This is a genomic window from Paraburkholderia bannensis, assembly GCF_014200455.1.
Classification (GTDB): domain Bacteria; phylum Pseudomonadota; class Gammaproteobacteria; order Burkholderiales; family Burkholderiaceae; genus Paraburkholderia; species Paraburkholderia bannensis_A.
In genome coordinates this window covers 134,164-159,792 of sequence record NZ_JACHBW010000003.1, presented here as the reverse complement: position 1 = coordinate 159,792, position 25,629 = coordinate 134,164, and the positions used below count along the sequence as shown (strand labels likewise).

The 25,629-nt window shown below is 64.3% G+C and carries 25 protein-coding genes; 4 read left to right on the top strand and 21 right to left on the bottom strand.

What is annotated here, in order from left to right:
- Positions 1 to 240: 240 nt before the first annotated feature.
- The 7 genes from bamB to ndk form a co-directional block, all read right to left on the bottom strand.
- Positions 241 to 1,386, bottom strand: coding sequence for an outer membrane protein assembly factor BamB (bamB, locus tag F4827_RS06440; protein WP_183722970.1), 1,146 nt, complete (start codon positions 1,384 to 1,386; stop codon positions 241 to 243).
- 60 nt (positions 1,387 to 1,446) lie between these two features.
- Entirely contained in the window at positions 1,447 to 2,076 is a 630-nt protein-coding gene (locus F4827_RS06435; RefSeq protein ID WP_183722968.1) for a tetratricopeptide repeat protein, read from the bottom strand.
- Between the two features lie 126 nt (positions 2,077 to 2,202).
- A complete protein-coding gene (gene hisS / locus F4827_RS06430; protein ID WP_183722966.1) occupies positions 2,203 to 3,540 on the bottom strand; it encodes a histidine--tRNA ligase in 1,338 nt (445 codons plus the stop codon).
- An 87-nt stretch (positions 3,541 to 3,627) separates the two neighbouring features.
- Positions 3,628 to 4,947 carry a flavodoxin-dependent (E)-4-hydroxy-3-methylbut-2-enyl-diphosphate synthase gene (gene ispG / locus F4827_RS06425; RefSeq protein ID WP_183722964.1) on the bottom strand — a complete coding sequence of 440 codons (1,320 nt, stop codon included), beginning with the start codon at positions 4,945 to 4,947 and terminating at the stop codon, positions 3,628 to 3,630.
- A gap of 123 nt (positions 4,948 to 5,070) precedes the next feature.
- Positions 5,071 to 6,237, bottom strand: a complete 1,167-nt coding sequence (locus tag F4827_RS06420; protein WP_183722962.1) for a helix-turn-helix domain-containing protein — start codon at positions 6,235 to 6,237, stop codon at positions 5,071 to 5,073.
- Positions 6,238 to 6,469: 232 nt separating this feature from the next.
- Positions 6,470 to 7,630, bottom strand: coding sequence for a 23S rRNA (adenine(2503)-C(2))-methyltransferase RlmN (gene rlmN, locus F4827_RS06415; RefSeq protein ID WP_183722960.1), 1,161 nt, complete (start codon positions 7,628 to 7,630; stop codon positions 6,470 to 6,472).
- 141 nt (positions 7,631 to 7,771) lie between these two features.
- Complete coding sequence (gene ndk, locus F4827_RS06410; RefSeq protein WP_183722958.1) at positions 7,772 to 8,197, bottom strand: nucleoside-diphosphate kinase; 426 nt, start codon at positions 8,195 to 8,197, stop codon at positions 7,772 to 7,774.
- Between the two features lie 316 nt (positions 8,198 to 8,513).
- On the opposite strand from ndk, the gene F4827_RS06405 reads away from it, so the two are divergent.
- Positions 8,514 to 9,212 carry a Bax inhibitor-1/YccA family protein gene (locus tag F4827_RS06405; RefSeq protein WP_183722956.1) on the top strand — a complete coding sequence of 233 codons (699 nt, stop codon included), beginning with the start codon at positions 8,514 to 8,516 and terminating at the stop codon, positions 9,210 to 9,212.
- Between the two features lie 128 nt (positions 9,213 to 9,340).
- Here the strand turns inward: F4827_RS06405 and F4827_RS06400 are convergent, their stop codons facing one another.
- The 10 genes from F4827_RS06400 to F4827_RS06355 form a co-directional block, all read right to left on the bottom strand.
- Entirely contained in the window at positions 9,341 to 10,117 is a 777-nt protein-coding gene (locus tag F4827_RS06400; RefSeq protein WP_183722954.1) for an MBL fold metallo-hydrolase, read from the bottom strand.
- A 7-nt stretch (positions 10,118 to 10,124) separates the two neighbouring features.
- On the bottom strand, positions 10,125 to 11,267 hold the full coding sequence (gene bamC, locus F4827_RS06395; RefSeq protein ID WP_183722952.1) for an outer membrane protein assembly factor BamC: 1,143 nt from the start codon (positions 11,265 to 11,267) through the stop codon (positions 10,125 to 10,127).
- Between the two features lie 97 nt (positions 11,268 to 11,364).
- The gene (dapA, locus tag F4827_RS06390; RefSeq protein WP_183722950.1) at positions 11,365 to 12,270 is read right to left on the bottom strand and encodes a 4-hydroxy-tetrahydrodipicolinate synthase; all 906 of its coding nucleotides are present in this window, start codon (positions 12,268 to 12,270) and stop codon (positions 11,365 to 11,367) included.
- Positions 12,271 to 12,314: 44 nt separating this feature from the next.
- Positions 12,315 to 12,983, bottom strand: a complete 669-nt coding sequence (locus F4827_RS06385) for a class I SAM-dependent methyltransferase (RefSeq protein ID WP_409258769.1) — start codon at positions 12,981 to 12,983, stop codon at positions 12,315 to 12,317.
- Between the two features lie 4 nt (positions 12,984 to 12,987).
- Positions 12,988 to 14,190, bottom strand: coding sequence for a tryptophan--tRNA ligase (locus F4827_RS06380; protein ID WP_183722948.1), 1,203 nt, complete (start codon positions 14,188 to 14,190; stop codon positions 12,988 to 12,990).
- Positions 14,191 to 14,194: 4 nt separating this feature from the next.
- Entirely contained in the window at positions 14,195 to 14,860 is a 666-nt protein-coding gene (locus F4827_RS06375; protein WP_183722946.1) for a site-2 protease family protein, read from the bottom strand.
- Positions 14,861 to 14,978: 118 nt separating this feature from the next.
- A complete protein-coding gene (locus tag F4827_RS06370; RefSeq protein WP_183722943.1) occupies positions 14,979 to 15,614 on the bottom strand; it encodes an L-threonylcarbamoyladenylate synthase in 636 nt (211 codons plus the stop codon).
- 185 nt (positions 15,615 to 15,799) lie between these two features.
- Positions 15,800 to 16,630: a 3',5'-nucleoside bisphosphate phosphatase gene (locus F4827_RS06365; protein ID WP_183722941.1), complete on the bottom strand. Its 831-nt coding sequence runs from the start codon at positions 16,628 to 16,630 to the stop codon at positions 15,800 to 15,802.
- A gap of 94 nt (positions 16,631 to 16,724) precedes the next feature.
- Positions 16,725 to 17,624, bottom strand: coding sequence for an alpha/beta fold hydrolase (locus F4827_RS06360; RefSeq protein ID WP_183722939.1), 900 nt, complete (start codon positions 17,622 to 17,624; stop codon positions 16,725 to 16,727).
- Positions 17,625 to 17,693: 69 nt separating this feature from the next.
- A complete protein-coding gene (locus F4827_RS06355) occupies positions 17,694 to 18,566 on the bottom strand; it encodes a ferritin-like domain-containing protein (protein ID WP_183722937.1) in 873 nt (290 codons plus the stop codon).
- Positions 18,567 to 18,738: 172 nt separating this feature from the next.
- On the opposite strand from F4827_RS06355, the gene F4827_RS06350 reads away from it, so the two are divergent.
- The 3 genes from F4827_RS06350 (at position 18,739) to F4827_RS06340 (ending at position 20,751) form a co-directional block, all read left to right on the top strand.
- Positions 18,739 to 19,263: a gamma carbonic anhydrase family protein gene (locus F4827_RS06350; RefSeq protein ID WP_183722935.1), complete on the top strand. Its 525-nt coding sequence runs from the start codon at positions 18,739 to 18,741 to the stop codon at positions 19,261 to 19,263.
- A gap of 65 nt (positions 19,264 to 19,328) precedes the next feature.
- Complete coding sequence (gene hslO / locus F4827_RS06345; protein WP_183722933.1) at positions 19,329 to 20,291, top strand: Hsp33 family molecular chaperone HslO; 963 nt, start codon at positions 19,329 to 19,331, stop codon at positions 20,289 to 20,291.
- 52 nt (positions 20,292 to 20,343) lie between these two features.
- Entirely contained in the window at positions 20,344 to 20,751 is a 408-nt protein-coding gene (locus F4827_RS06340) for a hypothetical protein (protein WP_183722931.1), read from the top strand.
- Positions 20,752 to 20,841: 90 nt separating this feature from the next.
- On the opposite strand, the gene ftsB is transcribed toward F4827_RS06340, so the two are convergent.
- The 4 genes from ftsB to F4827_RS06320 all read right to left on the bottom strand — a co-directional run bounded on the left by ftsB (position 20,842) and on the right by F4827_RS06320 (position 25,549).
- On the bottom strand, positions 20,842 to 21,261 hold the full coding sequence (gene ftsB, locus F4827_RS06335; protein WP_183722929.1) for a cell division protein FtsB: 420 nt from the start codon (positions 21,259 to 21,261) through the stop codon (positions 20,842 to 20,844).
- A 100-nt stretch (positions 21,262 to 21,361) separates the two neighbouring features.
- Entirely contained in the window at positions 21,362 to 22,645 is a 1,284-nt protein-coding gene (eno, locus tag F4827_RS06330) for a phosphopyruvate hydratase (RefSeq protein WP_027814923.1), read from the bottom strand.
- 391 nt (positions 22,646 to 23,036) lie between these two features.
- Positions 23,037 to 23,891: a 3-deoxy-8-phosphooctulonate synthase gene (gene kdsA / locus F4827_RS06325; RefSeq protein WP_027814924.1), complete on the bottom strand. Its 855-nt coding sequence runs from the start codon at positions 23,889 to 23,891 to the stop codon at positions 23,037 to 23,039.
- Positions 23,888 to 25,549 (bottom strand): CTP synthase, encoded by a 1,662-nt coding sequence (locus F4827_RS06320; protein WP_183722927.1) that lies wholly within the window; start codon positions 25,547 to 25,549, stop codon positions 23,888 to 23,890. The genes kdsA and F4827_RS06320 overlap by 4 nt, the downstream gene beginning before the upstream one ends.
- Between the last annotated feature and the right edge of the window lie 80 nt (positions 25,550 to 25,629).

The window sequence follows — 25,629 nt, the reverse complement described above, 5'->3', positions numbered from 1 at the left end:
TGCCGGCCCCAGTGCGATAGCTTATTTCGCACCGACCAGCCCGAAGCGGCCCATGCGCTTCGGCGTTCGACTGGAACACCGGGTGTAGCCGCCCCGGCCATCCGTCGTCTCATGGGGTTCGCGGGCGGCATGCAGCAAGACTCCACCGATGCACGCCGGAAAAACACAAGAGGCCGCCGCCCGCGGGCGCGGCCCCTCGAAGCGACACCCGGCGGCGCACCGCCGGGTGTCAGGGTTCGATCAGCGCGGACGCAGACCGTAGAGGTCGCCGTCCTTCGTCTGCACCACCAGCGTGTTGCCGGCCAGCACCGGCGCCGCCGTGATCGGGCTGCCGTCGGTCTTCACGCGCGAGACGAAGCTGCCGTCGTCGAGCGAAAGGAAGTGCACGTAGCCCTGGTAGTCGCCCACCGCCACCGCGTGGCCCAGCATCGCCGGGACGCTGACGTCGCGGTTCTTGAGCTTGTCGGTACTCCACGTCTGCGCGCCGGTTGCGACGTTGTAGGCCTTCACCACCGACCAGTCGTCGCCGCCGACCACCGCGGTGTCGTCCTGGGCGATGCCGCTCGTGCTCGAGAACGGCTTTTCCCACATCGGACGGCCCGAGTTGGCGTCGAAACAGCCCAGCTGTCCCTGGAACGTGACTGCGCAAGTCGTTGCGCCGATCAGCGTGGGCGGACCGCTCACGTCATTGATACGCTCGACTTCCGTCACGCCCTTCGGATACGAGACCGGCGTTTCCCAGAAAGCGTCGCCGCTTTGCAGGTTGATCGCCGAGAACGCGCCGCCCGGGAAGCCCGCGAGCACCGCCTGGTCGCCCGCGAAGGTCATGCCGGCCGAGACGCGCAGATTCAGCGGCACGGCGCGGTTGCGATACGCCCACTTCTGCTCGCCCGTCTGAGCGTTGAACGCGACCACCTGGCCGTCGATCGTGCGCACCACCACGAGTCCGTTGCCGACCAGCGGCGGCGAGATGATCTCGCCCGGCGCCCTGGCTTGCCACGAGAGCTTGCCGTTCGAATCGAGCACGTACACATCGCCCTTCAGGCCACCGACGGCCGTCAGGTTGCCGTCGCTGCCCACGCCCGCCGACAGGTCGTCCTTGAGCTTGACACTCCAGACTTCCTTGCCCGTTTGCGCGTCGATCTTCGCGACCGAGCCATTGGCGCCTGCAGCGTAGACGTTGTCGCCCACAGCAACCGGCGAGAACAGATAGCGGCCGGCCTTGCCGACGCTAGCCTTCCACACCTGCTGGACGTCCAGCACCGGCTTGAACTCGGTCAGCGGCACCGGCACGCGGCGCTCGTCTTTGGTCGACGAGCAAGCCGCCAGTGCGAGAACGGTCATCGCGCAAGCGAGGGGCACAACGGATCGTTTCAGCAGATTCATCGGTGAGCGAAGCATGAATGGAGTTGATTGAATGATGTTGCGTTCAACGGCAGCAGCGCGTTAGCCGCCCAGCGCGTCGAGCTTGAACTGGACCAGTTGACGCTCGGAGGCGTCGGTCTTGGGCAGGCTGTCGAGCGCGAGCTTGTAGGCCGTGCGCGCGTCGTCGCGCTTGCCGGCCGCCGCGAGCAGGTCGCCGCGGCCATCGGCCACGACACCCTTGAACGGACCCGAATCCGGTTGCGGAATCAACGCGAGACCCTGATCGTAGGCCTTCTCGTCGAGCAGCACCGATGCAAGGCGCAGCTTGGCGATCTGGCGGAATTCCTCGTCCTTCGCGTGGTCGGCGGCCCATTGCAGTTGCGCCTTCGCGCCCGCCGTGTCGCCCGCCATATACAGCGACTTCGCAACCGTGAGCGCGGTCATCTGCGCGTACGCCGTACCGCCGAAGCGGTCTTCCATGTCGCTGGCAACGCGCGTAAGCAGTGCCTTGTCGCCGCCCGTGGAAGCCTGCTGGACCTGGTCGTACAGCACAGCCGCTTCGGCTGCCTGACGGCGTTGCCAGAAGTTCCAGCCATTCCACGCCGCGAGCGCGAGCAGAACGATCAGCACGAGCCACGTGGTCGCGTTGCCCCACTGCGTCCACCATGCCTTGAAACTCTCGATCGATTCCTGTTCGTCGTGGTAACTCATCGCGTAGCGATTCCTCGTTTATTTTGAAGCCTGTTTTCGGGCGCGCCACGCCGGTCAATGCAGGGCAATGCGGACAAAGCGGCGCGCCACCAACTTGATCAAATACGCCCGATCTGCGCGGTGCGATCAGTCCTCGCCGTCTTCGGCGGATGCAACCATCGCATTGATCAGATATTCGGTCAAGTCCTCAAAGGCTACCGTTTGTTGCTCGCTGCGGGCCTCTGCGGCACTGCCACGCAGCGCCTTCACACCGGCCACGCCCTGCGCCACTTCGTCGTCGCCGAGCACCACTGCGAACGCCGCGCCGCTTGCATCCGCGCGCTTCATCTGCGATTTGAAGCTGGCCGACTGGCCGTCCGCGCTGCAATGGAGGATGACGTCCAGACCCGTGTCGCGCAGACGCTCCGAGACGATGAACGCCTGCTCGCGCGCGGCTTCGCCCTGATGCACGACGTACACGTCGCAGCCTTCGGCTTCCGGTACGAGGTTCTCTTCCTTGAGCAGTTCGAGAATGCGCTCGATGCCCATCGCCCAGCCGCACGCGGCCGTGGGCTTGCCGCCCAGCTGCTCGATCAGCGGATCGTAACGGCCGCCGGCCGCCACCGTCCCCTGCGCGCCGAGCTTGTCGGTCACCCATTCGAACACGGTCAGATTGTAATAATCGAGACCGCGCACCAGACGCGGATTGATCTTGAACGGAATGTTGTTCGACTTCAGGATGCGCTGCAGGCCTTCGAAGTGCGCCTTCGATTCCTCGCCGAGGAAGTCGATCAGTTTCGGCGCCTTGTCGGCCATTTCCTGAAGCGCGGGGTTCTTGGTGTCGAGCACGCGCAGCGGGTTCGTATACAGGCGACGCTTGCCGTCTTCATCGAGCAGATCGACGTGCTGTTCGAGGTACTTGATGAGTTCGACGCGGTGCGCGGCGCGCTCTTCGGCCAGACCCAGCGAGTTGATCTCCAGCTTGATGCCGGTCAGACCGAGGTCGTCCCACAGACGCTGGCACATCAGGATGATTTCCGCGTCCGCATCCGGGCCCGCGAAGCCCAGCGCTTCCACGCCCACCTGATGGAACTGGCGATAGCGGCCACGCTGCGGGCGCTCGTGACGGAACATCGGGCCGATGTACCACAGACGCTTCGGACCGTCGTAGAGCATGTTGTGCTCGATCGACGCGCGCACGACCGCCGCGGTGTTTTCCGGGCGCATCGTGAGCTGTTCGCCGTTGAGCGCGTCGGTGAAGCTGTACATCTCTTTTTCGACGATATCGGTCACTTCACCGATGCCGCGCGTGAAAAGCTGCGTGTGCTCGACGATCGGCGTGCGGATGTTCTGGTATCCGTACGAACGGAGCATGGACTTCACGGTCGTTTCGAAGAAGTCCCACAGCCCTGCGTCCTGCGGCAGGATGTCGTTCATGCCCTTCACACCGGTGAGCTTTTCGGGCTTTCTTTTCTGTTCAGTCATTGCGATACGTTTTGTGCGAATGTCGATGGTCGGTTGTCCGTATCAAGCGCGCGCGTCACGCGGCGGCGCCCGATACGCGGCGGGCGCTCAGGCCGAGGCTTGTGCCTTGCCGTACTTGCGCGCGACGTAGTCGCTCACGATCTGCTGGAATTCTTCTGCGATGCGTTCGCCGCGCAGCGTCTTGACCTTTTCACCGTCGATGAAGACCGGTGCGGCCGGGTTTTCGCCCGAACCCGGCAGGCTGATGCCGATGTTCGCGTGCTTCGATTCGCCCGGGCCGTTGACGATGCAGCCCATCACGGCCACGTTCATGGTTTCGACGCCCGGATAGGCCTCGCGCCACACCGGCATCTGCGCGCGCAGATAGCCCTGGATTTCCGAAGCGAGTTCCTGGAACAGCGTGCTGGTCGTACGGCCGCAACCCGGGCACGCGATGACCATCGGCGTGAACGAGCGCAGCCCCATGGTTTGCAGGATTTCCTGGCCGACCACCACTTCGCCCGTGCGGGGACCGCCCGGTTCCGGCGTGAGCGAGATTCGGATGGTGTCGCCGATGCCCTGCTGCAGCAGCACCGAAAGCGCAGCCGTCGATGCGACGATGCCCTTCGAGCCCATGCCCGCTTCGGTGAGGCCCAGATGCAGCGCGAAATCGCAACGCTTCGCCAGTTGCTGGTACACGGCGATCAGATCCTGCACGCCGCTGACCTTGCACGACAGAATGATCTTGTCGCGGCCGAGACCCAGTTCGACCGCACGTTCCGCCGAGCCGATGGCCGACTGGATCAGCGCTTCGTACATCACGCTCTGCGCTTCCCAAGGCACGCTGCGCGCCGCGTTTTCGTCCATCATGCGCGCGAGCAGGTCTTGATCCAGGCTGCCCCAGTTCACGCCGATGCGCACCGGCTTGTCGTACTTGATAGCCGCTTCGATCATCTGCGCGTACTGCGTGTCGCGCTTGGCGCCCTGGCCCACGTTGCCCGGATTGATACGGTACTTCGAGAGCGCTTCCGCACAAGCCGGATGGTCGCGCAGCAGCAGATGGCCGTTGTAGTGGAAGTCGCCGACGAGCGGCACCATCACGCCCATGCGGTCGAGCTGGTCGCGCACGTGCGGCACGGCTGCTGCCGCTTCCGGCGTATTGACCGTGATACGCACGAGTTCCGAGCCGGCCTGTGCGAGTTCCTTGATCTGGATCGCGGTACCGATCGCATCAGCGGTATCGGTATTGGTCATCGACTGCACGCGCACCGGTGCGTCGCCGCCGATGGTCACCAGTTGACCGCCCCAGCGCACGTGCACGGCGTGCGACTTGCGGCGCAGCGCGTGGCCGCCGAGGATCGGTTCATTGGACACGATCTGACTATTGCTGGTCGGGGATTGCGTTTCGCTTTGCATCGAAAAACCCATTTACACCTCGCGCGCGCCGCCGCTCACAACGAACGGCTACGCTGCACGAATTGAAAAAGCGTCGCGGCCGGCAAATTTGTCTTCGCCGGCCGCGACGCATGCCATGTCTCTATCCGGCCAACATCAGGGCAGTACGAAGCGCGCGACGTTGCCGCGCGCCGACGCGTACTTCGCCGCGTCGACCGGCTGACCGTCGAGCGTCATCGACTCGATGCCGGCCTTGTTGCCCACCGTCACCTTCAGTGGTCCCACTCCGGTGATTTCACGGGCGTCGCTACCGTGGATCAGGCCGGAGAAGACCTCTTTGCCATCTTTCTGGCGCACGTTGACCCAGGTGTCCTGCGTCACGCGAATCGCGAACGTCGAGGTATCGCCTGCTGCCGCCACGGGTGCCGAAGCGCCCTGTGCAACCACCACCGGCGTACTGGCCGCCGGAGCCGGAGCCGCTACCGCGCTGGCCACCCTCGGCGCTGCGCTGGCCGCTACCGCGGGCGCAGCCGTCAAAGCCGTCACAGCCTGAGCCGACGCCTGGGGCGCCTGCGTCGCGCTAGCCGCGCCTTCCACGCCGGCTTGATCGGTGGCCGCCGCCGCTTGCGCGGTTGCCTGCTCTTCGGCCTGGGCGTCCGATGCGCTTGCCGTCGCACCGGCGGTCTGACCTTCGGTCACCGTCGCCGACGAGGCGCCCGCATCACCCGGGCCACTGCTCGCCGTGCTGCTGCCCACGCCATTCGCTATCGACTTGATGCGAGCAAACCATGCCGATGAATCGCCGCTATTGGTGTGCCACATGCCGATCGCAATCACCGCGATAACGACGAGGGCGACACCCCAAAGCCACGATGCACGACGGCGCGGCGCGCGCGCGCCGCCTCCACCGCCTAGCGAGAGCGACACACGGCCGCGCGGCAGATCGGCGCCCGCCGAAGCCGGCATCGACAGATCCTGCTGCGTCTCGCCGCGTTCACGGCGCAGCGCCTGCGTGAACGGCGCGGGATCCGCGCCCAGCAGCTTCGCATAGGCGCGCACCACGCCCGTCGCAAACGTGGCGTCGGGCAGATGGCTGATATCGCCCGCTTCGAGTTCGCGCAGCTTGGGCACCGCCACCTTCAGGCGCGCCGAGACATCCTCGACCGACCAGCCCTTCGCCTGGCGCAGTTGCGCGAGGCGCGCGCCCACTGCGCCGAGCGTCTCAGGCACGGCCTGCACCGGCGACGGCGCACTCTCGTGTGCCGAACGGCCTGCGTTGGTCTCTGTCCCGTCTGTCCCGAAAGGGTGCTGCGGCTCGCTCATCCCAAAGTCCTTGCGTCGATTCTTTTCTAACCCACGACCGGCGGGCGCACCGCGCCCCGTCCCGAATCGCAGACCGTTTATAACAAAATGCGCGGCTTCTGTGCCGCATCCGATCGCTTCTGCAACGTTTCTTGTCAAACTGCCGTCAGCGCTGCGTCTTCCCCCGCGCAGCCGCTGCGGCCAGGCGCTGCCCAAACCTTCAGCGCCCTTCAGTGTCCGCCAGCCTTCCCGCTCAATGCTGGACCGGACGGACTTCGATGACCTTGTGGCCAGCGCGCTGGGTGCGCTCGGCCAGACGCGTGCGGTCTTTCACCTCGCCGGCGAGCTGACCGCAGGCCGCGTCGATGTCGTCGCCGCGCGTCTTGCGGATGGTCGTCACGACGCCCGCATCCATCAGAATCTGCGAGAAACGCTTGATCTGCTCGTTCTTCGAACGCAGCAGACCCGATTCCGGGAACGGATTGAACGGGATCAGATTGAACTTGCACGGCACGTCGCGCGTCACGGCGAGCAGCTGACGAGCGTGCTCTTCCGTGTCGTTGACGCCGTCGAGCATGCAATATTCGAACGTGATGAAGTCGCGCGGCGCCACCTTCAGATAGCGCTGGCACGCCGCCATCAACTCGCGCAGCGGATACTTGCGGTTGAGCGGCACGAGTTCGTCGCGCAGCGCGTCGTTGGGCGCGTGCAGCGAGACAGCAAGCGCCACCGGCAGATCCGCGCCGAGGCGATCCATCATTGGCACCACGCCCGAGGTCGAGAGCGTGACGCGACGGCGCGACAGGCCGTAGGCGTTGTCGTCGAGCATCAGGCGCATCGCGGGCACGACCGCGTCGTAGTTGAGCAGCGGCTCGCCCATGCCCATCATCACGACGTTGGTGATGGCGCGCTCGCCCTTGCCTTCACCGCCGTTGGCGCGGCCGCCGGCCTCGCCAAGCAGGGCGCGCTGGGCGAATTCCGCCATGCGCAGCTGGCCGATGATTTCGGCGGTGGTGAGATTGCGTGAAAAACCCTGCTTGCCAGTGGAACAGAACCGGCAATTGACCGCGCATCCCGCCTGCGACGACACGCACAGCGTGCCCCGCGTTTCTTCAGGGATGAACACGGTTTCGACCGCGTTGCCGTTACCGACGTCCACGAGCCATTTGCGCGTGCCGTCGGAGGAAACGTTGTCGGAAATGATATCGGGCATGCCGATCGTGGCGCGCCCTTTGAGCTTCTCGCGCAGCGATTTGGCCAGATCCGTCATACCGTCGAAATCGGCGGCATTGTATTGGTGAATCCAGCGCTGAAGCTGTTTGGCGCGAAACGGCTTTTCGCCCAGGCTTTCGCAATATGCGACGAGCCCTTGGGCGTCGAGATCGAGAAGGTTGACGGTGGAGCTGCTCGTCATGTCGAATCCTGCCATTTCAGTGCGAGAGCGCGCTCACCGCCGGTTTTGGGAATGCCCTGAAGCACAACCGCTGCCGGGCGGCAAGCGTGATCGCCGTTCGCGACCTTATGCTACTGTGAACTGCCGCTTACCGCGCGCGAATTAACGCGAGTAAACGTTGACTTCCGGGAAGAAGAACGCGATTTCAACGCGTGCCGTTTCCGCTGCGTCCGAACCGTGGACTGCGTTTGCATCGATGCTGTCTGCGAAGTCAGCGCGGATCGTGCCCTTTTCCGCCTTCTTCGGGTCCGTTGCGCCCATCAGATCGCGGTGCTTCAGGATGGCGTTCTCGCCCTCCAGTGCCTGGACCACGACCGGACCCGAGATCATGAATTCAACGAGGTCCTTGAAGAACGGACGCTCTGCGTGAACAGCATAGAACTTCTCTGCATCAGCGCGCGAGAGTTGGACCATGCGCGAGGCAACGATCTTCAGGCCAGCGTTTTCGAAGCGGCTGTAGATCTGACCGATCACGTTCTTTGCCACTGCGTCCGGCTTGATAATCGACAGGGTGCGTTCGATCGCCATAAAAACTCCAGAAAATTAAGAGGTTACAGATCCAAATGAATCCGCAATTGTAGCATGTTCCCATGTATGATTGCGATTGAACCCTGTTAGGCCGGAGAACTGGCTCAGGATGCGCCCAAACAGGTGCAAAAGAGGTGCAAAAGCCGCGCCGCCGGGGCTTTCAGCGGGGTTTAAGAATCCCGGCATACGCTCTGCCACGATAGCTCAAAGCGTGTGGCAATCCGTTGAAACTCTGGAGCGCCGCGCATATCTTACGAGGAGTGGTGCGCGCATGAGCCGCGCGCCGCGAACCACGCGTCTCACGCAAGGAGAAAGCATGAACGAGTATCCCTACAACTTCGGCCGCGGCGGCAGCGTCACCTCGGCGGAAACCCGCAACCGCGTACTGCGTAACACCTACTGGCTGCTCGCGCTGTCGATGGTGCCAACGGTGCTTGGCGCGTGGGTGGGCGTCACCACGGGCTTCTCGCTTTTCGCCGCCACCAGCCCCGCCATGAGCCTGCTCGCATTCTTCGCGATCGCCTTCGGCTTCATGTTCGCCATCGAGCGCACCAAGAACAGCTCCATCGGCGTGTTCGTGCTGCTCGGATTCACGTTCTTCATGGGACTGATGCTCTCGCGCCTGCTGTCGTTCATCCTCGGCTTCTCGAACGGCCCGTCGCTCATCATGCTCGCATTCGGTGGCACCGGCGTGATTTTCGCCGCGATGGCCACCATCGCCACGGTCAGCAAGCGCGACTTCTCGGGCCTCGGCAAGTGGCTGTTCATGGGCGTGATCGTGATCCTGCTCGCCAGCGTCGCGAACATCTTCCTGCACCTGCCCGCGCTGATGCTCACGGTGTCCGTGATGGCAATCGTGATCTTCTCGGCTTATATGCTGTTCGACGTGCAACGCGTCGTCAACGGCGGCGAGACCAACTACATCTCGGCCACGCTAGCGATCTACCTGGATCTCTACAACGTGTTCACGAACCTGCTGGCGATCCTCGGGATTTTCGGCGGCAACCGGAATTAAGACCTGAAGGGTCGGGTCGGGTCGAATCGAAATCGATCCGCTCCGGCAAGCAAAAAGCCCATGACAACAGTCATGGGCTTTTTTTCGTCATCGGGGCCGCAAGGCTTGCCGTTAGAGATGGTGACAGCTTAGAGCTCCAACCAGTCGAACCCCTCGGCCTGCGTTGCCACCCCGATTTCCGTAGCCGCGTTGCCCAGCACCGCCGCCATGGCCGCACGCGCCAGTTCCGGCGTGTTGTTCTGCTGGCTCAGGTGCGCGGCAATCAGATGACGTAGCTTCGAGCGGTCGAGCGCCGCGAGAATCTCGCCTGCCGCGTCGTTGTTCAGATGCCCGTACGAGCCGCTGATGCGCGCCTTCAACGAAGCCGGGTAACGGCTCGTCTCCAGCATGTCGAGATCGTGATTGAATTCGAGCACCAGTGCATCACAGGCGCTCAGAACGGCGTTGATGTGCGGCGTCGATTCGCCCACGTCCGTCAACACGCCCAGACGGCTCGCACCGTCGTTGAAAACGAACTGCAGAGGCTCGCGCGCATCGTGCGGCACCGTGTAAGGCAGCACGCCAAGCTCGCCGATTTCAACGGCTTCGTCGCCCCACAGAACATTGAGTTCGACGCCTGCCGCATCGTCTGCGCCGACCGCGCGGGCCGTGCCCCAACTCATATAGAGCGGAATCGACCAGCGGCGCGCCAGCGTAAGTGCGCTGCCGATGTGGTCACTGTGTTCGTGGGTAATGAGGATCGCGCTGAGGGTGTCGGCGGCGAGACCCGCCCGCGCGAGCCGCCGCTCCACTTCCTTCGCGGAAAAACCGCAGTCGAGCAACACGCGCGTGAGCGTCGTGCCGCCGCCTGCTTCTACCACCAGTGCGTTGCCTTCGCTACCGCTACCGAGGCTCGCAAACCGCACGGCCGGATCAGTTCAGTTGCGCGTGCAGCGCGGTCACGATGCGCTGCGCGTCCGACGAGGTATCCACCTGGCCGTTCTGGTCGAGAACCGCAACCTGGGTTTGGGTATCGCCCTTCGCGCGGACCGCGACGAGGAATTCCGGCCCCTGCTTCGTGCTGTCCTTCTTCGGGTTGTAGAACAGCTTGCCGAACAGGCCGTCACCCTTGAGTTCCTGCATCGAATCCGCGTAGCGCACGTAGTAGATACCCTTCGAGCGATCGCGGTTGTCCACCGTGAAGTTGGTACGGTCGAGCGCAAGGCCCACACGCAGCCATGCGCTGTCGAACGATTCCGGCAGATCGAGCGTGGTGCCGTCCGAACCCGCTGCAACCTTGGCCGCTACCGACGACGGACGTGCATCCGTCAGCAGTTGCTTCGACTGCGCGTCGGTCAGGCCGAACTTCTGCATGATCTTCGACAGGAACGCGGCTTCGAGGGCCGGATCGCGCGGACGCTCGACCCACTTCGAACCGGTCTTGTCCTGGCCCGTCAGCACTTCTTCCATCGCGCTGTGCGTGACGGAAATATCGGTCTGGCCGTCCGGACCGCGCGACACCAGCGTGCGGAAACGGTCGCGCGTGCCTGACGAGTACGCGAAATCGATCACGCGGCCGATCGTGCGGCGGAACCAGTCGTCCGGAATGTTGGCGCGGTTTTCCGCCCAGTCCGTCGTCATGATGCCGGTGGCCGGCGAATTGGTCGTGAGCGTGAAGCCGCTTTCCGACCAGAATTCCGTCAGTTGCGGCCAGACGTCGTCGGGCGTGCGGCCGTCGACCACGAGCCAGCGGTGATCGCCGTCACGCTCGACGTGCATGCCCAGCGGATCCTGCGCGCCCGGCACGCCCAGCGTGGCGTTGCCCGCCGAGGTCACGGTGCGCTGCGCGGCGCCGCCCAGCGTCAGCGTGGGAGCGGGCGCGACGTACTTCTGGCCGGCAGGCGCCGACGACAGATCCTGCGGCACGGCCAGCGGCGGTGCGCTCGGCGTGTCCTTGTAGTTGACGCGATCCGACGCAAACATGTCGTTCAGCGACTCGCAGCCAGCGAGCGAACCGATTGCGAGCGCCAGCACCGCCATGCGGGTTGCGTGGAGGGAAAGAACGGAACGTTTCATGTGGACCTTCGTAATACGGGAACGCTAAGCCTTGAACTGCCGAAGTCTGTCAGCGGTTGGGCGATGGCGACGTCGATTGAAAATACGGCGCGTCGGCTTAGCCGATCAGGCCGGCCTCGCGCAGCGCCGAGCGCACCACGTCGTGGTAACGCGCGTCGAGCGGCGTGAGCGGCAGACGGATACCGCCTTCGATGCGGCCCAGTTCCTGCAGCGCCCACTTCACCGGAATCGGGTTCGATTCGATGAACAGGTTCTTGTGCAGCGACAGGAGATTCAGGTGAATCTCACGCGCCGTCTTTACGTCGCCGGCGATGGCAGCCTTGCACAGGTCGCTCATCTGACGCGGCGCGACGTTGGCGGTCACCGAAATATTGCCGTGGCCGCCCAGCAGCATCAGCGCGATCGCGGTGGGATCGTCGCCGCTGAAAATCTTGAAGCCTTCCGGAGCGTGCTTGATCAGGTGAGCGGCGCGGTCGATGTTGCCCGTGGCTTCCTTCACGCCGACGATGCCCGGCACCTGCGCCAACCGCAGGATCGTCTCGTTGGACATATCGGCGACGGTGCGGCCCGGCACGTTATAGAGGATCACCGGCAGATCGACGGCTTCGGCGATCTTCCTGAAGTGCAGGTACTGGCCCTCTTGCGTGGGCTTGTTGTAGTACGGCACCACCTGCAGCGAAAACTGCGCGCCGACTTCCTTGGCGTGCTTCGTGAGTTCGATGGCTTCGGCCGTGGAGTTGCCGCCCGCGCCCGCGATGATCGGCATGCGGCCGGCGGCGTGTTCGACGGCCGTCTTGACCATCAGGATGTGTTCTTCGACGTCCAGCGTAGCGGATTCACCGCTCGTGCCGACCACGACGAGGGCATCCGTCCCCTCTTCGACGTGCCAGTCGATCAGTTTGCGAAAGGCCGGCAGATCGAGACTGCCGTCTTCGTGCATGGGGGTGACGATCGCGGGAATGCTGCCGCCAAGCTTGATGCCGTCCTGAGTGCCGTTAGCCATGAAACGTCAAGAAAATGAGTACGTTAAACCGCGATTGTAGCGGATTAGGCGGTCAGAACGTAACGCGATACGGGTAGTACCTTAGACGTCTGTGTATGACCGGGTATTTCCGATACGGCATCCGACCCCGCCGTTGCGCGCTGCGGCGCAAGATTTTCCGCTGCTGCGGGCGCTTCGCGCACCGCGCAGATGCGCTGCACGAATGCTTCGCGCGGACGCAGGATAAATCCATCCTGATAGGCGATCACGCGCAGCGCGGGCGCGCAAACCGCCAGCAATTCACCCGGCGCCAGCAGAAACGCGGGGTTCGACGGCTTGCCCACCGTCTCGTTGCCTCGCGCGAAAGTTTCGTAAATAAGCACACCGCCTGGCGCGAGCGCGTCGAGCAGTCGCGGCATCAACGGACGATGCAGATAATTTGTGACAACGATAGCGGCAAAGCGCGCGTCGTCGGGCAGCGGCCAGGGCGCACCTTCGAGGTCGCACTCCAGTACGCCGATTCCGGGCACGCCGTTCAGGGTGGCGAGCGCGGCGGCGTCGCGGTCGAGCGCCGCCACCGGATGGCCGCGCTGCGCCAGCCAGCGCGCGTGACGGCCGGCACCCGAGGCGAGGTCGAGTACCGTGCCGCCAGGCGCGATCAGGTGCGCCCACTGGCGCACCCATTCGGACGGCTCGCCCAGCCCGTGCAGCGGCGCAGTCTGGACCATCGTCATCGGCTTAGTTGTACGAGAGGCCCATCGCCTCGCGCACGTCGCGCATCGTTTCCGTGGCGTACTTGCGGGCGCGGTCGCAACCATCGGCGACGATGGCGCGCAGCAGCGAAGGATCGTCCATGTACTTCTGCGCGCGTTCGAGCATCGGCTGCTGCTCGCGCAGGATCCCTTCGATCACCGGCTGCTTGCACTCCAGACAGCCGATGCCCGCCGAGCGGCAACCCTTCTCCACCCACGCGTGCGTCTCGGCATCCGTGTAGACCTGATGCAGTTGCCACACCGGGCACTTGTCAGGATCGCCCGGATCGGTGCGGCGCACGCGCGCCGGGTCGGTCGGCATGGTGCGAACCTTCTTCTCGATCGACTGCGCGTCTTCGCGCAGCGCAATGGTGTTGCCGTACGACTTCGACATCTTCTGGCCGTCGAGACCCGGCATGCGCGAGGCTTCGGTGAGCAGCACCTGCGGCTCCGGCAGGATGATCTTGCGCGAACCTTCGAGGTAGCCGAACAGGCGTTCGCGGTCGCTCATCGACAGGCTTTGCGACTCAGACAACATCGCCCGCGCCTGTTCGAGCGCTTCCTCGTTGCCTTCCTGCTGATAGGCGTTGCGCAATTCGTGATAAAGCTTCGAGCGCTTGCCGCCCAGCTTCTTCGCGGCTTCGTTGGCCTTCTCTTCGAAGCCAGGCTCGCGGCCATACATGTAGTTGAAGCGGCGCGCCATTTCGCGCGCCATTTCGACGTGCGGCACCTGATCTTCGCCCACCGGCACGAGCGAGGCGCGGTACAGCAGGATGTCGGCGGCCATCAACACGGGGTAGCCGAGGAAGCCGTAGGTGCCCAGATCCTTGTCGCGCAGCTTTTCGATCTGTTCCTTGTAGGTCGGCACGCGTTCGAGCCAGGACAGCGGCGTGCTCATGCCGAGCAGCAGCGCCAGTTCGGCATGCTCGGGCACGCGGCTCTGGATGAACAGCGTGGCCTGGTTCGGGTCGATGCCCGAAGCGAGCCAGTCGATCAGCACGTCCCAGACGTTCTTCTCGATCACATCCGGCGTCTCGTAGTGCGTCGTGAGCGCGTGCCAGTCGACCACGCAGAAGAAGCACGGGTACTCGGACTGAAGCCGGACCCAGTTTTTCAGCACGCCGTGATAGTGGCCGAGGTGCAGCGAACCGGTGGGCCGCATGCCGGAGAAAATACGGTCTGGGAACATGATCTTATGAGAATAGCGATACAAGGGGAGTAAGCACTGCCGTCACCACGTCGTAGCCGATCGACACGAGCGGGCGCAGCCAGAATCGGGTGAAGACGCCGGAGACCAGCAGCGCCATCACGATGATGAAACCATAGGGCTCAAGGCGCGAGAGCGCAATGCTCGCGCGCGTGGGCAGCAGCGCCGCGAGCACCCGGCCGCCGTCCATCGGCGGCAGCGGAAAGAGATTGAGTACGCCGAGCACCAGATTCACCCCCACGCCGGCAGCGGCCATGCGCGTGAAGAAGGCTTCGTCGACGCCCGTTACTGCGAGCGCCACGCCGAACACGCCCCACACGAGCGCCTGCACGAAGTTACAGGCGGGCCCCGCCGCCGCGACCCAAAGCGTGCCCCAGCGCGGATTGCGCAGATTGCCGAATGAAATCGGCACCGGCTTGGCGTAGCCGAACACGAACGCGCCGCTCGTGAGGAAATAAAGGATCAGCGGCATGGCGATCGTGCCGACCGGATCGATATGGCGCATCGGATTGAGCGAAACGCGCCCGAGCACGTAGGCGGTGTTGTCGCCGAGCAGGCGCGCGACATAGCCGTGCGCGGCCTCGTGCAACGTGATCGCGAAGATGACGGGCAAGGCGTAGACGACGAGCGTCTGAATGATCGTGGCTTCCATGGCGGCGTATTGTAACAACGCGCTGGCGCTGCGCTGCTTCGTGGGCGTTTGTGGGGGGCTGACGGCTTAAGGGCTTAGGGAGCTTAGGGGGCTTGGCACTGAAAGACGCACGCGCGCATCACGCCTGCCCTGCCAGCCCGAATGGCGCGAGCGAGCCGCGTCCCGCGCGCACCAGCACGGGCTCCGGGCCGCTCAGATCGACGATGGTCGACGGCTCCCAGGGACACGCCCCGCCGTCGATCACCAGATCGAGTTGTTTTTCCAGGCGCTCGCGGATTTCATCGGGATCGTTGAGCGGATCCGTGTCGGGCGGCAGGATCAGCGTCGAGGCGAGCAGCGGCTCGCCCAGTTCTTCGAGGATCGCCAGCGGAATCGGATGCCCCGGCACGCGCAGCCCGATGGTCTTGCGCGACGGATGCGAGAGGCGGCGCGGCACTTCCTTGGTCGCTTCGAGCACGAACACATAGGGCCCCGGCGTCACCGATTTAATGAGCCGGTACTGGCGGTTGTCCACCATCGCGAAATTGGCCAGCTCCGACAGATCGCGCACCATCAGCGAGAGCAGCGCTTTTTCATCGAGATGACGGATGCGGCGCAGGCGTTCGGCGGCCTGTTTATCGTCGATACGTGCGGCGAGCGCATAACTCGAATCGGTGGGCAGCGCGATCACGCCGCCATCGCGGATGATCTGCACCGCCTGCTTGACGAGGCGCGGCTGGGGATTTTCTGGGTGAAGCCGAAAAAACTGTGACATGTCAGTAATCAGGCAACCAAGGCGAAGCGGATTGGGAAGCGAGCCGGGCGCTCGCCGGACTCGACCAGGCCCGTTATACCGCGAAGCGGCGGCAAGCCGACGCTGGAACGCCGACCCGGTGAAAGCGCGATGAGACTCGAAAACGACGAGGATGGGCCGCGCCGGTCAGGTGGCACGCATAACGCCTACAGCCATCGCTGCCAGACAGGCTTGAGATCGGACGGCAGCGGCGGCAGCGTGCCCGGCTCGATCGAATCCGGGCCTTTGGCGTGGAAATCGGAACCGCGCGACGCCTCGAAGCCAAAGCGGCGCGCCACCGCAGCATACTCGCCGTATTGATCGGGCGTATGGCTGCCGGTGACGACTTCGATGGCCTTGCCGCCCAGATCGATGAATTCGCCGAAGAAGGCGTCGAGTTCGAGCTGCGTGTAGCTGTAGCGCCCGGGGTGCGCGACCACGGCTTCGCCGCCGGCCGCCTTGATCCAGCCCAGCGCATCGGCGAGTTTGGCCCAGCGGTGCGAGACATAGCCGGGTTTGCCGTCGCCCAGCCAGCGCGTGAAGGCGTCCTGAGTGTTCTGCGCGCGGCCCGATTCCACCAGGAAGCGAGCGAAGTGCGTGCGCGAGATCAGATCGGGATTCGAGACGTACTGGAGCGCGCCCTCGTAGGCGTTCGGAATGCCGAGTTCGTCCAGCCGTTCGCCAATCGCTTCGGCGCGCGTGGCGCGGCCGTCGCGGGTGCGCGCCAGACCGTCGACCAGCGTCGGACATTCGGGATCGACATTCAGACCGACGATATGCACTGTACGCGAGGCCCACGTGACCGAGATTTCGACACCGCAGAGGTAACGCATGCCGAGCGCTTCGGCCGCCTCGCGCGCTTCGCGCTGGCCGCCGAGCTCGTCGTGATCGGTGAGCGCCCATAGCTGCACACCGCCTGCCTTCGCCAGCTGCGCAACGGCAGCCGGGGCCATCTGGCCGTCGGAAACAGTGGAGTGACAGTGGAGATCGGCGTTCATTGCGGGCGTCTTGGGAGTCAGCTTCCATTTTACTGCAATGCGGCGAAGCCGTCCCGGCACGCCCGGCCGCGCAGCCTTTGCCCGACGGCGTGCGTCAGGCGGCGCAAAACGCCTCGATCAGGCGCGCCACGGCCTCGGGCTGATCGTGATGGACCATATGGCCGGCGTCCTCGATCAGGCGCTCGCGCCAGTCGGGAAAGGCCTCAAAACGCTTTTTAAAATCGTCGATGGGCACCTTGCCGGCGATGCGCGCCAGCGTTTCGGAATTCGTTGCCTCCACGTGCAGCACTTTCGCACTCACGCAGGCCCACACGGCCATGATCTCTTCGAGCCGGTACAGCACCGGGTTCACCATCTTGTGTGCGGGATCGCCGAGCAATATGTAGCCGCCCTCGCCGCTTGCTCCGGTCACGGGTTTCGACCAGTGCTGCGCGAGAAAACGCGCCCGGGCAGGGAGCAGGCGCGGATTGGTCTTCGTGAGCCGCGCAGCCACGTCGTCAAGCGTCGCGTAGGGGCGCAACTGGGGCGGCGAACGCATTTCGTCGAGCCAGTCGCGCACACGCCTGGGCGCTTGCGCGGGCACGGCCGCAGGCAGGCCGAAGCCTTCCAGGTCGACCACGCGCCGCACGCGCTCGGGCCGCACGCCCGCGTAGAAGCACACCACATTGGCGCCCAGACTATGGCCCACGAGGTTGACCTCGCTTTCGGGCGCGTAATGATCGAGCAGCGCGTCGAGATCGGCGACGTAATCGTGGAACCAGTAGCTGCCGCCGCCCTGCTGCGCCACCGGCCAGTCCGACAGGCCGAAGCCGCGCATATCCGGTGCGATCACCTGCCAGTCGCCGCCCAGCGCGTCGACGACGAACTGGAACGAGGCCGCCACGTCCATCCAGCCGTGCAGCATGAAGAGCACGGGCGCGTCTTCGGCGCCCCAGCGGCGCACATGCAGGCGGATGCCGTTGACCGCGACGAATTCGGATCGGGAAAGGTTCATTGCGCTCGCAGAAAAAAGAATGATCGTTCGATTATATCGACACAATCTGACAGAGAGGCCGCCGCGATGTCACTTTTCGGCGGCGTCCTGGGCGATCAGCGCATCGAGTTCGGCTTCGTCGAAGCCCGCCGAGCGTCTGGCTTCGACATTGAACGGGCCGCGCATCTTCGGCGCGTGATAGCGCGCGGCGAGTTCGAGCCACGCCGCATGCGGGTCCAGCCCGCGCTGATCGCACAGGAAGCGGAACCAGTGATTGCCGATGCGCACGTGCCCCACTTCGTCTCGCAGGATGATGTCGAGGATCGCCGCCGATTCGCGGTCGCCCGCCTGCGTCAGACGTGCACGGATGGGCGGCGAGGCGTCCAGGCCGCGCGCTTCGAGCACGCGCGGCACCAGCGCCATGCGCGCGAGCACGTCGTCGCAGGTGCGCTCGCACATTTCCCACAGGCCGTTGTGGGCCGGGAAATCGCCATAGTCGTGTCCGTAGTCGGCCAGGCGCTGGCGCACCAGCGAAAAGTGATATGCCTCCTCGGCCGCGACCTTGAGCCAGTCGGCGTAGAAGGCATCGGGCATCCCGCTGAAGCGCCAGACCGCATCGAGCGCGAGATTGATCGCGTTGAACTCGATGTGCGCGAGCGCATGCATGAGCACCACGCGCCCTTGCGGCGTGCTCATGCTGCGGCGCTGCAGGCTGCGCGGCTCGACCGGTTCGGGCCGATCGGGACGGCCGGGCAGATCGGCGGGCGCATCCAGCAAGCGGGCAGCATCCCAATGCGCATCGCCACGGCGCGCCGCATCGAGCGTGCGTGCATGCAGTGCGGCGACGGCTTCGGTTTTGGCGAGCGGATCGCGCTCGCGCAGCGCGGAGAGCGCGGCGGCGCGCCAGCCGGCGTGGGCCGGGAGCAGTTGAGTGGAGTCGGCGGCGGAAAACACGGAACTCATCGGAAAACGTGTGGAAGCGGAAAAATGCGCCCCCGGAAGCATTGGGCGCAACCGTTTACAATACGCGATTCACCCGCACTGCGCCGCCCCGCCTTTTTGCCGGAATCGCGCCGAAAGCACGCGGAACGCAGCCATTGCAAGAACACCGCAAGAAAACAGGAGACGCAACACCGTGGCCATCTACAAGCTTGGAGAAGCAGCGCCCAGCATTCACGAAAGCGTGTTTGTGGCGGAAAACGCCACCATCGTCGGCAAGGTCGAACTCGCCGAGGACTCAAGCGTCTGGTTCGGCGCTACGCTACGCGGCGACAACGAGCTGATCTCGGTCGGCCCGCGCAGCAACGTCCAGGAAGGCGCGGTGTTGCATACCGACCCCGGTTACCCGCTCACGGTGGAAGCGAACGTGACGATCGGCCATCAGGCCATGCTGCACGGCTGCACGGTCAAGGAAGGCGCGCTGATCGGGATTCAGGCGGTGGTCTTGAATGGCGCGGTGATCGGCCGCAACTGTCTGGTTGGTGCGGGCGCGGTGGTCACCGAAGGCAAGGTATTTCCCGACAACTCGCTGATTCTCGGCGCGCCCGCCAAGGTGGTGCGCGAGTTGAGCGAGGCGGACATCGCCGGCCTCAAGCGCAATGCGGATGTCTACACCGAGCGCCGGCAGTATTTCAAGGCGCAGCTCGTACGCATCGGCTAAGCCTTGGGCTTGAGCCGCTGTGCGTCACGGAACGCGCCGCCAGGAACGAAACGAAGGAAAAGATTGTGAACGACCAGTTGCAAAAATTCATGTTCAGCGCCGCGCCGGTGCGGGGCGAGATCGTCTCGCTGCGCAACACGTGGCAAGAGGTGCTCACGCGCCGGCAGTACCCGGCGCCCGTGCGCACCGTGCTCGGCGAGATGATGGCGGCCTGCGCCCTGCTCTCGGCCAACCTGAAGTTCGACGGCACGCTGATCATGCAGATCCTGGGCGACGGCCCGGTGCGCATGCTGGTCGTGCAGTGCAGCTCGGATCTCTCGATGCGCGCGACCGCGCGTCTGTCGGACGGCATCGACGCTAACGATGCTTCGGTGTTCCCGGACGATCTCGCGCTCGACCAGCTCGTCAACGCCAGCGGCCAGGGCCGCTGCGTGATCACGCTCGATCCGGCCAACAAGCAGCCCGGCCAGCAGCCCTACCAGGGCATCGTGCCGATGAACGGCGAAGACGGCCCGCTCACCTCGATCGCCGAAGTGCTCGAACACTACATGCATCACTCCGAGCAGCTCGACACGCGCCTGTGGCTCGGCGCGAACGAGGACCGCGCGGTCGGCATGCTGCTGCAGAAGCTGCCTGGCGATGGCGGCATCGTGCCGCACCCGCACGAACTCGACGCCGATACGTGGGAACGCGTGTGCACGCTCGGCGGCACGCTCTCGCGCGAGGAACTGCTCGAACAGGAACCGGAAACGCTGTTCCGCCGCCTCTTCTGGCAGGAGAACGTCCAGCACTTCGAGCCCACGGGCACGCGCTTCTCGTGCAGTTGCACGCGCGAAAAAGTGGGCGCAATGCTCAAGATGCTGGGCCGCGAGGAAGCTGAGAGCGTGATCGCCGAGCGCGGTCACGTGGAAGTGCATTGCGATTATTGCAACCAGCGCTACGAGTTCGATCCCGTCGATGTGGCGCAACTTTTCGCCACGCCGCGGCTCTCAGAAGGTGTGTCCCCCGCTGCGGACCAGCGTCATTGATGTTGGCTTCCCCGGACGAACGGGATACGCCGTCTGAATGGGGAAGAAAAACATGAACAAGCGTTTCGGGCCTGATTCACCAAACTCGCTGGCACACGCGCGGCTCTGCTCGCTGATCGCCGTCGCGGCGCTCGGCACGGGCGTCGCACTGACGAGCGGTTGCACGATGGACCCGCCCGGTCCATCACCGATCTACAGCCGCCTGCCCGCCAGTCAATCGGGTGTGGCCGCGGCGACGCCGCGGCTGTCTCCGGAAGAACTCAAGCGTTACGACGCCATCGACCAGCAGGCGCTCAACGAGCAATCGCAGGCAATGGCGGCCGAAGCCGCTGCGCAGGCCTGGTCGCGGGCTTACGCGCCGCCTGTCAGCGTCTACGGCAGCTATTCGAGCGGCGGCTGGGGCCGGGGCTGGGGCGGCGGCGTCGGCTACGGTTATCCGGGCTGGGGTTGGGGCTGGTAAGCGGCGCGCTCGCGGCAAATAAAAAAGCGCGGCATCCTTGCGGATGCCGCGCTTTTTTATCGTCTATCGCCTCGCCACCAATTGGTCGGATCAGCCCGCCTTTTTCGCTTCCCTGCTATGTCCGTGGCGCTTTTCCGGCACGCGTGACACCGGGTTCGGCACCACCTTGACTGGCGTGGACATCTCACCGCGCGTCGAGGTGTTCGACGATCCCGCAGGCGTTGCCGGCAAGGGCTGGTTCGGCGAAACGAACTGCACGAACACCTCGCCGTCCTTGACCATGCCCATCTCGTAGCGCGCGCGCTCTTCGACCGCGGCAGTGCCGTTCTGCAGATCCTGCACTTCGCCCGCAATGCGTTCGTTGCGCAGTTTCTCGTCGTCGTTCTGCTTCTGCTGCTTCGCGAGCTCGCCTTGCAGTTCGTGAACGCGCAGCCAGCCGCCATGGCCCCACCAGAGCGGATACTGGATCAGCGCAAGCAGGATGATCAGGACGACAGTGACAAGCCGCATGAGTAGTGCCGGATAAATACACGCCGCCCTGCGCTTAACGCAGGGCGGCGGAAGGGATAACGAAGTGTGACAGCAAGGCCGCTGCCGGGCTCAGATCCGCTTAGCGCAGGTTATAGAACGCCGACTTGCCCGGATAGCTGGCGATATCACCGAGGTCTTCCTCGATGCGCAGCAGCTGGTTGTACTTCGAGATACGGTCGCTGCGCGAGAGCGAACCGGTCTTGATCTGACCGGCGTTCAGGCCGACGGCGATGTCCGCGATGGTCGAATCTTCGGTTTCGCCCGAACGGTGCGAAATCACGGCCGTGTAGCCGGCGCGCTTGGCCATTTCGATCGCTGCGAAGGTTTCCGTCAGCGTGCCGATCTGGTTGATCTTGATCAGGATCGAGTTGGCGATGCCCTTCTCGATGCCTTCCTTCAGGATGCGCGTGTTAGTGACGAACAGATCGTCGCCCACCAGCTGGACCTTCTTGCCGAGCTTTTCGGTCAGGAGCTTCCAGCCGGCCCAGTCGGACTCGTGCATGCCGTCTTCGATCGAGACGATCGGGAATTTATCCGCCAGCGTGGCCAGATAGTCGGCGAATTCAGCCGACGACAGTTGCAGGCCTTCGCCCGCCAGCTGGTACTTGCCATCGTGGTAGAACTCGCTGGCTGCGCAGTCGAGCGCGAGCAGCACGTCTTCACCGGCGCGGTAGCCTGCTTTCTCGATCGCTTGCAGGATGGTCGAGAGGCATTCGTCGTTGCTGCCGAAGTTCGGTGCGAAACCGCCTTCGTCGCCCACAGCCGTGCTCATGCCGCGATCCGACAGGATCTTCTTGAGCGCGTGGAAGATTTCCGCGCCGCAACGCAGCGCTTCGCGGAACGTCGGCTGGCTCACCGGCACGATCATGAATTCCTGGATGTCCAGGCTGTTGTTGGCGTGCGCGCCGCCGTTGACGATGTTCATCATCGGCACCGGCAGTTGCATCGCGCCCGAACCGCCGAAGTAGCGATACAGCGGCAGGCCGGCTTCTTCAGCGGCAGCCTTCGCAACGGCCATCGAGACCGCCAGCATCGCGTTCGCACCCAGGCGCGACTTGTTGTCGGTGCCGTCGAGTTCGAGCAGGGTCTTGTCGAGGAAGGCCTGTTCCGACGCGTCGAGGCCCATGATTGCCTCGGAGATTTCGGTGTTGATGTGCTCGACGGCCTTCAGCACGCCCTTGCCGTTGTAGCGGCCGGCTTCGCCGTCGCGCAGCTCGATCGCTTCGCGCGAGCCGGTGGATGCGCCCGACGGCACTGCCGCGCGGCCCATCGTGCCCGATTCGAGCAGCACGTCGCATTCGACGGTGGGATTGCCGCGCGAATCCAGAATCTCGCGACCGATGATATCTACGATTGCACTCATGGTTTCCTCAGGAAATGACAGTAATTCTTGCGAGACAACACGCCTTCTGCATCGTCGCGCGCGACGCAGCTTCTGCGCACGGGCGGGACACACCGTCGGGTTACAGCACCCAAGGGACAGGCGGCGCGGTCGTCGGATTCAACTTGTTGCGGTGCAAGGGTTACGTACTGCCGTAACCGCTGCGCCGCCACGCTGCCTTGTACATCTGGCGCGGCGCGCTTGCCCTCCTGCGCAGCATGGCATCGCTTCATGACACCTGCCGCTGCGGCGGGCCGCTCGCCACGGCTCCTCCATCGCGCCGCTCATGCAATCGAAGCGGCGCGTACAAACACAAAGCGAAACATCAAAGCACACGACGCACATGAAGTGCGTCGCGGCGTTACTGCGGGAGTCAGTTGAAGTCGTTCTCAAGGAACGGCGTGCGCTTGACCGCCTGGTCGAGCGTCACGAGCGTTTCGAGCAGGTCGGCCATGCGGTTCAACGGCACCGCGTTCGGACCGTCGGACTTGGCCTGCGCCGGGTTCGGGTGCGTCTCCATGAAGAGACCCGCCACGCCCGTCGCGACAGCCGCGCGCGCGAGCACCGGGACGAATTCGCGCTGGCCGCCCGAGCTGGTGCCCTGGCCGCCCGGCAGCTGCACCGAGTGCGTGACGTCCATCACGACCGGCGCTGCCGTCTCGCGCATGATCGCAAGCGAGCGCATGTCCGAAACGAGGTTGTTGTAACCGAACGAGACGCCGCGTTCGCAGGCCATGAAACGGTCTTCGGAAAGACCCGCTTCACGCGCCGCGTCGCGCGCCTTGTCGATCACGTTCTTCATGTCGTGCGGCGCGAGGAACTGGCCTTTCTTGATGTTCACCGGCTTGCCCGAACGCGCGCAAGCGTGGATGAAATCAGTCTGACGGCACAGGAACGCGGGCGTCTGCAGGACGTCCACGACCGATGCGACCGGCCCCACTTCCTCTTCCGTGTGCACATCCGTCAGCACGGGCAGGCCGAGCTGGCGCTTCACTTCGGACAGGATGCGCAGACCCTCGTCCATCCCCAGACCGCGGAACGACTTGCCGCTCGAACGATTGGCCTTGTCGAACGACGACTTGTAGATGAACGGGATGCCGAGCTTCGCGGTGATTTCCTTCAGGCGGCCCGCCGTGTCGATCGTCATCTGTTCGGATTCGACGACACAGGTGCCTGCAATCAGGAAAAACGGCTTGTCGAGACCTACCTCGAAACCGCACAGATTCATGCTTTCTCCTCAGCGCGCGCCTGCTGGTGCGCGACTGCCGCTTCGACATAGGCCTTGAACAGCGGATGGCCGTCGCGCGGCGTGGACGTGAATTCCGGGTGGAACTGGACGCCGACGAACCACGGGTGCATCTCGCGCGGCAGCTCCATCATTTCCGGCAGATCTTCGCTCGGGGTACGGGCGCTGATGATAAGGCCGCCAGCCTCAAGCTTGGGCACGTAGCCGTTATTGACTTCATAACGGTGACGGTGACGCTCGTTCACGTCCTTGCCATAGATCTCTGCCGCGAGCGTGCCGGGCTTGATCGGGCAACGCTGCGAACCCAGGCGCATGGTGCCGCCGAGGTCCGAATCTTCGCTGCGCTTTTCGACCTTGCCTTCGCGGTCGGCCCATTCGGTGATGAGCGCGACCACGCGATCCGGCGTGTCTGCGTCGAATTCCGTGCTGTTGGCGTGCTTCAGGCCCACGACATCACGTGCAAATTCGATCACGGCGAGTTGCATCCCCAGGCAGATGCCGAGGTACGGCACCTTCGCTTCACGGGCGTACTGGATCGCCTTGATCTTGCCTTCGGTGCCGCGACGGCCAAAACCGCCCGGCACGAGGATCGCGTCGAGGTGCTTGAGGCTGTCGACGCCCTGCTCGTCGATCACTTCCGAATCGATGTACTCGATGTTGACCTTGGTCGAGGTCTTGATCGACGCGTGGCGCAGCGCTTCGATGAGCGACTTGTACGACTCGGTCAGATCGACATACTTGCCGACCATGCCGATGGTGACTTCGTGCTGCGGGTTTTCGAGCTTCTCGACCATTTCCGACCAGATCGACAGATCGGCGGGCTTGGCGGAGAGCTTCAGTTCGTCGCAGACGATCGAGTCGAGGCCCTGATCGTGCAGCATCTGCGGAATCTTGTAGATGCTGTCGGCGTCCCACACCGAAATCACGGAGTCTTCCGGCACGTTGGAGAACATCGAGATCTTCGCGCGCTCGTCGTCCGGAATGCGGCGGTCGGCGCGGCACAGCAGCACATTCGGATAGATACCGATTTCGCGCAGCTTCTGCACGCTATGCTGCGTGGGCTTGGTCTTGAGTTCGCCGGCCGTGGCGATGAACGGCACGAGCGTCAGGTGCACGAAGCAGCAGCTGTTGCGACCGAGGCGCAGGCTCATCTGACGTGCGGCTTCGAGGAACGGCAGCGATTCGATGTCGCCGACCGTGCCGCCGACTTCGACGATGGCCACATCCGGCTCGCCACACGTCGCGGAAGCCGCGCCGCGTTCGACGAACGCCTGGATTTCATTGGTGATGTGCGGAATGACCTGCACCGTCTTGCCGAGATAGTCGCCGCGGCGTTCCTTGCGGATCACCGATTCGTAAATCTGGCCCGTGGTGAAGTTGTTGGCCTTGCGCATCTTCGTGGTGATGAAGCGCTCATAGTGGCCGAGGTCGAGGTCGGTCTCCGCTCCGTCTTCCGTCACGAACACTTCGCCGTGCTGGAACGGGCTCATCGTGCCGGGGTCGACGTTGATGTACGGATCGAGCTTGAGGAGGGTGACTTTCAGACCGCGCGATTCGAGGATCGCGGCGAGGGAAGCGGCGGCAATACCCTTGCCGAGGGAAGATACTACGCCGCCGGTGACGAATACATATTTGGTCATCGCTGGATGCTCGCGGGAAAAACGGATTATACCGTAAAGCAAGGGCTAACCCTGAATTTTGCTTGGGCGCGATGCACAAA

Bases quoted from the DNA above. Each gene is read 5' to 3' on its own strand.
- rlmN (WP_183722960.1), bottom strand. From the start codon at position 7,630: ATGACGAGCAGCTCCACCGTCAACCTTCTCGATCTCGACGCCCAAGGG.
- bamB (WP_183722970.1), bottom strand. From the start codon at position 1,386: ATGAATCTGCTGAAACGATCCGTTGTGCCCCTCGCTTGCGCGATGACC.
- F4827_RS06370 (WP_183722943.1), bottom strand. From the start codon at position 15,614: ATGTCACAGTTTTTTCGGCTTCACCCAGAAAATCCCCAGCCGCGCCTC.
- dapA (WP_183722950.1), bottom strand. From the start codon at position 12,270: ATGGCTAACGGCACTCAGGACGGCATCAAGCTTGGCGGCAGCATTCCC.
- F4827_RS06360 (WP_183722939.1), bottom strand. From the start codon at position 17,624: ATGAACCTTTCCCGATCCGAATTCGTCGCGGTCAACGGCATCCGCCTG.
- F4827_RS06375 (WP_183722946.1), bottom strand. From the start codon at position 14,860: ATGGAAGCCACGATCATTCAGACGCTCGTCGTCTACGCCTTGCCCGTC.
- F4827_RS06320 (WP_183722927.1), bottom strand. From the start codon at position 25,549: ATGACCAAATATGTATTCGTCACCGGCGGCGTAGTATCTTCCCTCGGC.
- ndk (WP_183722958.1), bottom strand. From the start codon at position 8,197: ATGGCGATCGAACGCACCCTGTCGATTATCAAGCCGGACGCAGTGGCA.
- F4827_RS06380 (WP_183722948.1), bottom strand. From the start codon at position 14,190: ATGTTCCCAGACCGTATTTTCTCCGGCATGCGGCCCACCGGTTCGCTG.
- kdsA (WP_027814924.1), bottom strand. From the start codon at position 23,891: ATGAATCTGTGCGGTTTCGAGGTAGGTCTCGACAAGCCGTTTTTCCTG.
- F4827_RS06340 (WP_183722931.1), top strand. From the start codon at position 20,344: ATGAACAAGCGTTTCGGGCCTGATTCACCAAACTCGCTGGCACACGCG.
- F4827_RS06355 (WP_183722937.1), bottom strand. From the start codon at position 18,566: ATGAGTTCCGTGTTTTCCGCCGCCGACTCCACTCAACTGCTCCCGGCC.
- hisS (WP_183722966.1), bottom strand. From the start codon at position 3,540: ATGACTGAACAGAAAAGAAAGCCCGAAAAGCTCACCGGTGTGAAGGGC.
- ftsB (WP_183722929.1), bottom strand. From the start codon at position 21,261: ATGCGGCTTGTCACTGTCGTCCTGATCATCCTGCTTGCGCTGATCCAG.
- F4827_RS06365 (WP_183722941.1), bottom strand. From the start codon at position 16,630: ATGAACGCCGATCTCCACTGTCACTCCACTGTTTCCGACGGCCAGATG.
- bamC (WP_183722952.1), bottom strand. From the start codon at position 11,267: ATGAAACGTTCCGTTCTTTCCCTCCACGCAACCCGCATGGCGGTGCTG.
- eno (WP_027814923.1), bottom strand. From the start codon at position 22,645: ATGAGTGCAATCGTAGATATCATCGGTCGCGAGATTCTGGATTCGCGC.
- ispG (WP_183722964.1), bottom strand. From the start codon at position 4,947: ATGGGTTTTTCGATGCAAAGCGAAACGCAATCCCCGACCAGCAATAGT.
- F4827_RS06405 (WP_183722956.1), top strand. From the start codon at position 8,514: ATGAACGAGTATCCCTACAACTTCGGCCGCGGCGGCAGCGTCACCTCG.
- F4827_RS06385 (WP_409258769.1), bottom strand. From the start codon at position 12,983: ATGACGATGGTCCAGACTGCGCCGCTGCACGGGCTGGGCGAGCCGTCC.
- F4827_RS06420 (WP_183722962.1), bottom strand. From the start codon at position 6,237: ATGAGCGAGCCGCAGCACCCTTTCGGGACAGACGGGACAGAGACCAAC.
- F4827_RS06435 (WP_183722968.1), bottom strand. From the start codon at position 2,076: ATGAGTTACCACGACGAACAGGAATCGATCGAGAGTTTCAAGGCATGG.